This is a genomic window from uncultured Faecalibaculum sp., from assembly GCF_910588395.1.
In the GTDB taxonomy this organism is placed as follows: domain Bacteria; phylum Bacillota_I; class Bacilli_A; order Erysipelotrichales; family Erysipelotrichaceae; genus Faecalibaculum.
Map to the genome: position 1 here is coordinate 26,087 of NZ_CAJUPA010000029.1, position 6,222 is coordinate 32,308.

Here is a 6,222-nt window from a genome sequence, read left to right on the forward strand (position 1 = left end):
GTGAATTTTAGGAATGTCCATGGCAGCGTATGTAAACATGGCACGCTTCTACACCACCTGCACTTATCCCGGCCTTACCAGCCCGGCACCGTTGTGCTATAATTCCGTTGTGTGTGTCGCCCTATGTGGCGGCTTTTTTAGTTTCTGTAAAAATCTTCAATGTCCGTACTCAGATGCTGGATGGCTTCCATCAGCTCTCCGGCAAGGATGACTAACCCCTGCGCGTATTCTGCATCTGTCCCTCTTTCCATCAGCTCCCCGCCGATATCCTTGGCAAGGAACCCAGCTGCTGTGTCCAGAGCGCCGTAGACTTTGTCCAGGTTCTTTCCGTATTCCATTAGTCTTCCTCCTTCATGAAGCAGATCCAGTGTGTCTTTGACTGCTGTGGTTTGTGGTTTCCAAACAGTGGCTTGTGATCTGTACAAGCCAGCACTTTCTTCAGCGGAATCTGAACTTCGGACCATTTGAAGATGAGGGCCCCACCAGGCTTCAGAACCCTGAAACACTCTTTGAATCCGTCTCGAATCATGTCTGGCCAGTTGTCTTCCAGAACTCCGTACTTGGCGCGCAGCCAAGATTTAGGACCGGCCCAGGTAAGGTGTGGCGGGTCAAAAACCACCAGATTGAATGTGTTGTTCGGAAACGGAAGATTCGTGAAGTCTGCAAGAACGTCCGGATCTACTTCTGAATGGAATCCTTGAAACTCAATAGTTTCTTTTCTGCAGTCCAGATAAATGGCATCCGGATGATGTTTGTTAAACCAGAACATCTTTGAACCACAGCAGGCATCTAAAACCTTTGCGGTAGTCATCCTCCAAACACCGCCCGGAATACCGTGGGCGCTGCCAGTACCGCAGCCACCAGCAGCGGTATCCCGACCCACATCAGGATGTCGTCCACCAGCTCACGTCTCTGCTGCCGCTCAGCTTCCTGCCGAGCAAGAATCTCCTGACGGTCAGTTTCCTGTCGCCATTCGCTGTAAAATTCTGGAATCACGGTCTTACCTCCTCATCAAGCAGGTCCATCAGCTGCTGGAGCTTCTTTTCTGCGTCTTTGACTTGTTCTTCCGCCGAACATGCAGCCGAGCTGGCGGAAGATGCCCATGACTCAGCTTCATCGGCTATGTCGGCCGCGTTTTTCGCCTCTCGCTTTGCTTCTGTGAGCAGGCTGCGCATGTCTTTGACCGCCTGGATGATCTTTTCTTTTTTGGAGTCAGTCATCGTACTCCTCCAGCTTTGCGTCTCTCCAGGCGCATTTTTCGTCCAGCAAGTCCAGGACCGTGTCGGTAATCCGTTCCATGTAGTCCTCGACCATTGCCGGAGTTTCTACCCGCTCAGCTCTGGGAGACTTGTCGTTCCAGATTGCTTCTGCGATAAGCAGGGCCACAGAAAGTTCTAAACCGTCTGACTTGCGATAGATCATCTGACTCCGAAGGTTTCCTTTGGGAGTTCGCACTTCAATGTGTTTCATTCTTCAATCTCCTTTTCTTCGTTGCCAACTCCCCAGTCACCACGCTCCCAGCGTTCAAAGTCGGCTCGGTTGATGTAGTAGTAAAGCCTGGTTCCGGAACCCTTCCAGCAGTTGCCGAAAGGGAACCTTCCCCGCTGAATTCCAATTCTGAGTGCCTGCCCGCTGATTCCCATCCGCTGGGCGCACTCTTCGACTCGCATTTTCATTTTTTGATACCTTTTCTGCGTTCAGCGGCGGCCCATAGGAATCCGACTTAAGTGTTCGATCAAGTCCGGATTTTCAATCAGGCGGTTCAAGGCTCCGCGCATTTCCTCCAGCTGCTCTACCGTTGGCTTTTTGCTGAAAACGAAGCTCACGCCGTCTTTGGTTTTCACCAACCTCCTGCAAAGGTGATGCGGGAGGAAATCCCCGGGCTTCGGTGCGATTGTTTTTTCCTTTGTCATTTGATCCTCTCAATCTCTTTTTCAAACTCTCGGCCGACAATGTACAGAGCCTGTTCATAAGCTGCATACTGGCCATCCAGGTATTCCGGCTCACAGAGCTCTGCATCTGGCGAACTGTGAATACAGTCCTTTTCCCAAGTGAGTTCTTTGAGCAGCCTTTCCTTCATGTACTGGAGCTTTTTTATTACTTCTTCTGTCATTCGTGTATGTCCTTTTTGTACCCATTCCGGCGCAGATACTGTCTGTAAACATCCATCGCCCTAATCAGGCTGCAGGGATAAATCTTTCTGCAGGTCATCGTTTCCGAATCATGGCCATATGCGATAGCGAAACCATTCCGCCTTTTAAGCAGCGCGATTTCTCCGTCCATGTAGTAGGGCTGAAAACTGGCGAGCACTTTTGTCATGTATATGTCCTTTCTATGTGGTGTGATTACACCTTTCGTGTACACTCTCGGTAAAAAAAATATTCTCCACCGTTTCCCCCAGCGCATCTGCAAGGCGAATTTTGATGATGTCTTTGGGCGTACGAATACCCGCTTCATAGTTGTTTACTGCCGATTGCCGTACACCTGCCTTGCGGGCTAGTTCCTCTTGCGTTAGCCCTTGACGTTCTCTCAGCCTTTTGATTCGCTTTCCCACATCTTCAATATTGGGCATTTCCGTCACCTCCCTTCCGGCACACCGAGCATAACACCGTACACATTCCGTGTAAACACTTTTCGTGTACATTTTTCCTTGTCTGCCTTTTCCAAATTCACACTCCGTGATATTATTTTGTCAACGGAGGAAGTGATATGACAGTTTTAGGCGATAGGATGCGGAATCTGCGCAAAGAGAAAAACAAATCTCTTGCCGAAATGTCCAAGGAGACGGGTCTGACAAGGTCTGCTATTTCTAATTACGAAAACGGCATCAGAAAGCCCCGTCAAGAAACCCTAGAATTGATTACTGATTATTTTAATGTTGATACCGATTACTTGCTGGGAAGAACAGACGTGAAAAACGTTCTGAATCTTGATGGCATTTATAACGCCGGCTATAAGGCCGGGGTCAAAGAGAATCTGAATCAAATCAACTTGCAGCCGGTACCTGTCTATGACGCCATTTCCTGCGGAACAGGTTCATGGATCGGGGAACGCCCAGAGTCTTATGTGGGGATACCGGAAACTATGCTCAGCCCGGCTTGCCAATATTTCGCAAACAAAGCCGCCGGGGATTCCATGGTGCCAAAGATTCATCCCGGGGATTACGTGGTATTTGAAGAGTCTCCTTCTATACCGAGCGGAGCAATCGGGAGTTTCAGCCTCAATGGAGAGTATTACTGTAAACGCCTGAAACGATTCCCCAATGGTCAAATCTGGCTGTACTCGGAAAATACGAATTACCAGCCAATACTGGTAACCCCAGAAGACGATTTCCGGGTACTTGGAAAATACAAACTCAGAATCACAGAAGATTAAGAAAGGATAATTATGTTCAAAGGATTAATGAAAGCCTTCAAAGAAGGCTACAACGGAACGACAGGTCAGGATAACCCGAAGGCTCATATCTTTCCTGTCAGAGGATTCCGTGACGATGACTCTATTCTCGGTGATGACATCGAACTGGAAAAGGATAAAAAGAACGATTGGAAAGTCATTCATGAAGACCACACTATTGGCTGGATAACCGCCCCTGGATTCACTTTGGATGATTTTGAAGACAACGAGATTCTGCAGATCCAGAAGAAAGACGGAAAAGCTGTTGTGGTTTTTCTACCTATGGAATAGCGAAGGGTATTTGATTATGAAGAAATTACTGGCTATAGGCCTTACGTCTCTTATGCTGACTGGATGCGCTACCGCAATTCAGCCTAGCAAAACCGAAACTGCAGCAAACAAAACAGCAGAGGCAGAAACAAAATTGGACTCGCAAATTCCTATGAATGCGAACCATTCAGCTTTTTTAATTAGCAAAAGCGATCTGAAAGAAAGGCTGGAAGGAATAGCAGGCAAAGACTTGGAATATTACCAAGTAGATACAGGTTATGACAGAGTCGATTTGACTGATACATTGACAGTTGAAATAGCTATGGACGGCGATTTCGATAGATTGTCTACGCTTTCTTTCGTGACTAACAACATGGATGATGACGAAGCGTTATCTACTGATTTTTGGTTAATCACACAAACCTTAAACATGTTTTCAGGCTATTCCAACGATTTAATGAGTGAAGCCGCTGAACAATGTCAGTCTGCGGTTGAAAAATACGGGTATGGAAGTGGAGAAGCAATTGATAATAATTTGAAACTCAGTGTAGGGGTCCTGCCCGGCGAGGATACGATTCTTGGGCTATTTGTTTTGACTCCAACTTTTGATGAAGTTGAAAAAGAAGTCGATACACCCATTGAAGAATCAGAGGGGTCGAAAGAGAAAGCCAAAGAGGAAACGTCCAACACAAAAGAAACTCCAAAAACTGAAACTCCGAAAGCCGCAGCTCCAACAGAGACGGCTGGACAGAAAAATGCCGTCAACAAGGCTCGATCATATTTGAGCCTGATGTCGTTCAGCAGGTTCGGTCTGATTGAGCAACTGGAATATGAAGGTTTCTCTAACGAAGATGCGACTTATGCAGTAGATAAAATAAGCCCCGATTGGAACGAACAAGCAGCGAACAAAGCCCAGGATTATCTGGATACTATGTCTTTCTCTTATGATGGCTTAATCGAGCAATTGGAATTTGAAGGATTTACTCCCGAGCAAGCTCAATACGGAGTTTCAAAAGTCTATAAATAATTTCTGACATGTGGTAATCTTTTGATACCGGGATAAGACCTAGGTAAGGCAAGTAATGTCTTAAGCGCGTTGTAAACGCGCTGCCCCCTAGTGCACTTAGTTAAGGTTCCACAGCTGTGGAACCTTTTATTTTTAACCGGGTCGAATCTGACCCCTTTAGACAATAAAAAAAATCCCGGTTCAGGTGGCACTGACCGGGACCGCGCGGATGGTTAATCCGTTCGAATATCCAAGAACGATTATACCATCCGCCGGCAAAACAGGAAAGGATGGTTTTTATTATGAGACGAGCAAACGGAACCGGTTCAGTATTCAAGCTGAGCGGCAAAAGGCACAAACCATGGTGCGCCAAAGTGGTTGTTGGCTGGAAGGACTCCGGACAACCTATTTACAAATACATCGGCTACTACAAAACGAAGACCGAAGGCATCAATGCCCTCGCTGCTTATTCTGTAGCTCCTGATACAGTCCTGCGGATATCACTGGAGGATGCATGGGTGAAGTGGTCTGCGTCCTATACCGGACGCTCCACTACTCTGGCTGCTTACGCATCAGCCTACAAGCGGATGAAGCCATGGCATCACATCACGCTGGACAGGCTGGCGCTGGACATGATGCAGTCCATGTGTGACCTGGCTCCGGTCACCTATGCCAGAGCAATCAATATCAAGAAAACGTTATCAGCCATATTGGACTGGGGACAGGCACATGATTATTGCCCATCCTCCCGGAAGGATTTGCTGAAATACCTCCGGCTGCCGGAGCGCCCAGTTGAGACCAGTGCCCGCATCCTGACAGATGATGAAATCCACAAGGCACTGGAGACTCATCAGATCGGACCGGTCATCCTCCTATTCACCGGTCTGCGCATGGGAGAGCTGACCAGCCTTGAACCCGGCTGCATCAATTGGGAAGATCTTTACATTGATGTCAGACATTCCAAAACCAAAGCCGGTATCCGTCACGTGCCTATCCCTGATGGACTTGTTCCGTGGCTCAAGGAATACGAGGAAGCCGGTGGAATTGGCAGAGGAAGAAAATACTTTGAAGCTCATTTCTGGCCAGCAGATTGTGGGTACCGGCGACATGACTGCCGGCACACCTACATCACCCTGCTCACGGAGGCCGGAGTAGATGCCCGTATGATCAAAGCGCTTGTAGGTCACACAGGAGACGTGACCACTGATGTCTACACGCACTGGTCAATGGAGCGGAAAAGGGAAATCGTGAACAACGCTTTTGAATATTGGTTTCCCAAATTTGCAAACAGCCACGAAGGGATGGACAGGCTGCTGGCCTGAATATCCCTTTTCTTTTTGTCACTAGTTTGTCACTAGTTTGTCACTAGTGATGTATTTGTTAACGCGATTTCACAAGATTTGTATAGACGTTGGCAACAAAGAAAAATGCCGTAAATGTATCTTTTGACAACATTTACGGCATAATCTGCATAGTGGCCATGTGTTATTTTTGCCTCTCGGCTATCGTCACCGTGAGAGAGCTTGACTTCTGTGTTCGGGATGAGTACAGGT

14 protein-coding genes are annotated in these 6,222 nt (G+C 47.6%); 4 read left to right on the plus strand and 10 right to left on the minus strand.

Going from position 1 to position 6,222, the window contains the following annotated elements; all coding sequences use genetic code 11:
• Window positions 1–137 precede the first annotated feature (137 nt).
• From QZ305_RS08725 to QZ305_RS08770, 10 genes are read right to left on the minus strand one after another with little or no spacing between them, the layout of a single operon-like run.
• The gene (locus QZ305_RS08725; RefSeq protein ID WP_289683804.1) at window positions 138–338 is read right to left on the minus strand and encodes a hypothetical protein; all 201 of its coding nucleotides are present in this window, start codon (window positions 336–338) and stop codon (window positions 138–140) included.
• The gene (locus tag QZ305_RS08730) at window positions 338–811 is read right to left on the minus strand and encodes a class I SAM-dependent methyltransferase (protein WP_289683806.1); all 474 of its coding nucleotides are present in this window, start codon (window positions 809–811) and stop codon (window positions 338–340) included. Before QZ305_RS08730 ends, QZ305_RS08725 begins: the two co-directional genes overlap by 1 nt.
• Complete coding sequence (locus tag QZ305_RS08735) at window positions 808–996, minus strand: hypothetical protein (RefSeq protein WP_289683808.1); 189 nt, start codon at window positions 994–996, stop codon at window positions 808–810. The genes QZ305_RS08730 and QZ305_RS08735 overlap by 4 nt, the downstream gene beginning before the upstream one ends.
• On the minus strand, window positions 993–1,220 hold the full coding sequence (locus tag QZ305_RS08740; RefSeq protein ID WP_289683810.1) for a hypothetical protein: 228 nt from the start codon (window positions 1,218–1,220) through the stop codon (window positions 993–995). Before QZ305_RS08740 ends, QZ305_RS08735 begins: the two co-directional genes overlap by 4 nt.
• Entirely contained in the window at window positions 1,213–1,470 is a 258-nt protein-coding gene (locus tag QZ305_RS08745; protein WP_289683812.1) for a hypothetical protein, read from the minus strand. Before QZ305_RS08745 ends, QZ305_RS08740 begins: the two co-directional genes overlap by 8 nt.
• Complete coding sequence (locus QZ305_RS08750) at window positions 1,467–1,670, minus strand: hypothetical protein (protein WP_294731350.1); 204 nt, start codon at window positions 1,668–1,670, stop codon at window positions 1,467–1,469. The genes QZ305_RS08745 and QZ305_RS08750 overlap by 4 nt, the downstream gene beginning before the upstream one ends.
• A gap of 27 nt (window positions 1,671–1,697) precedes the next feature.
• On the minus strand, window positions 1,698–1,913 hold the full coding sequence (locus QZ305_RS08755) for a hypothetical protein (RefSeq protein WP_289683815.1): 216 nt from the start codon (window positions 1,911–1,913) through the stop codon (window positions 1,698–1,700).
• A complete protein-coding gene (locus tag QZ305_RS08760; protein WP_289683817.1) occupies window positions 1,910–2,113 on the minus strand; it encodes a hypothetical protein in 204 nt (67 codons plus the stop codon). The genes QZ305_RS08755 and QZ305_RS08760 overlap by 4 nt, the downstream gene beginning before the upstream one ends.
• Window positions 2,110–2,319, minus strand: coding sequence for a hypothetical protein (locus QZ305_RS08765; protein WP_289685334.1), 210 nt, complete (start codon window positions 2,317–2,319; stop codon window positions 2,110–2,112). Before QZ305_RS08765 ends, QZ305_RS08760 begins: the two co-directional genes overlap by 4 nt.
• Before the next feature lie 13 nt (window positions 2,320–2,332).
• Window positions 2,333–2,572, minus strand: coding sequence for a helix-turn-helix transcriptional regulator (locus tag QZ305_RS08770; protein ID WP_289683819.1), 240 nt, complete (start codon window positions 2,570–2,572; stop codon window positions 2,333–2,335).
• A 137-nt stretch (window positions 2,573–2,709) separates the two neighbouring features.
• Between QZ305_RS08770 and QZ305_RS08775 the strand changes: the two genes are divergently transcribed.
• From QZ305_RS08775 to QZ305_RS08790, 4 genes are all read left to right on the plus strand, one after another.
• Window positions 2,710–3,375, plus strand: a complete 666-nt coding sequence (locus QZ305_RS08775) for an XRE family transcriptional regulator (RefSeq protein ID WP_289683821.1) — start codon at window positions 2,710–2,712, stop codon at window positions 3,373–3,375.
• 12 nt (window positions 3,376–3,387) lie between these two features.
• On the plus strand, window positions 3,388–3,684 hold the full coding sequence (locus tag QZ305_RS08780) for a hypothetical protein (protein WP_289685333.1): 297 nt from the start codon (window positions 3,388–3,390) through the stop codon (window positions 3,682–3,684).
• Between the two features lie 16 nt (window positions 3,685–3,700).
• Window positions 3,701–4,690: an Ltp family lipoprotein gene (locus tag QZ305_RS08785; RefSeq protein WP_289683825.1), complete on the plus strand. Its 990-nt coding sequence runs from the start codon at window positions 3,701–3,703 to the stop codon at window positions 4,688–4,690.
• Between the two features lie 281 nt (window positions 4,691–4,971).
• Window positions 4,972–5,991, plus strand: coding sequence for a site-specific integrase (locus QZ305_RS08790; protein ID WP_289683827.1), 1,020 nt, complete (start codon window positions 4,972–4,974; stop codon window positions 5,989–5,991).
• Window positions 5,992–6,222: the final 231 nt, after the last annotated feature.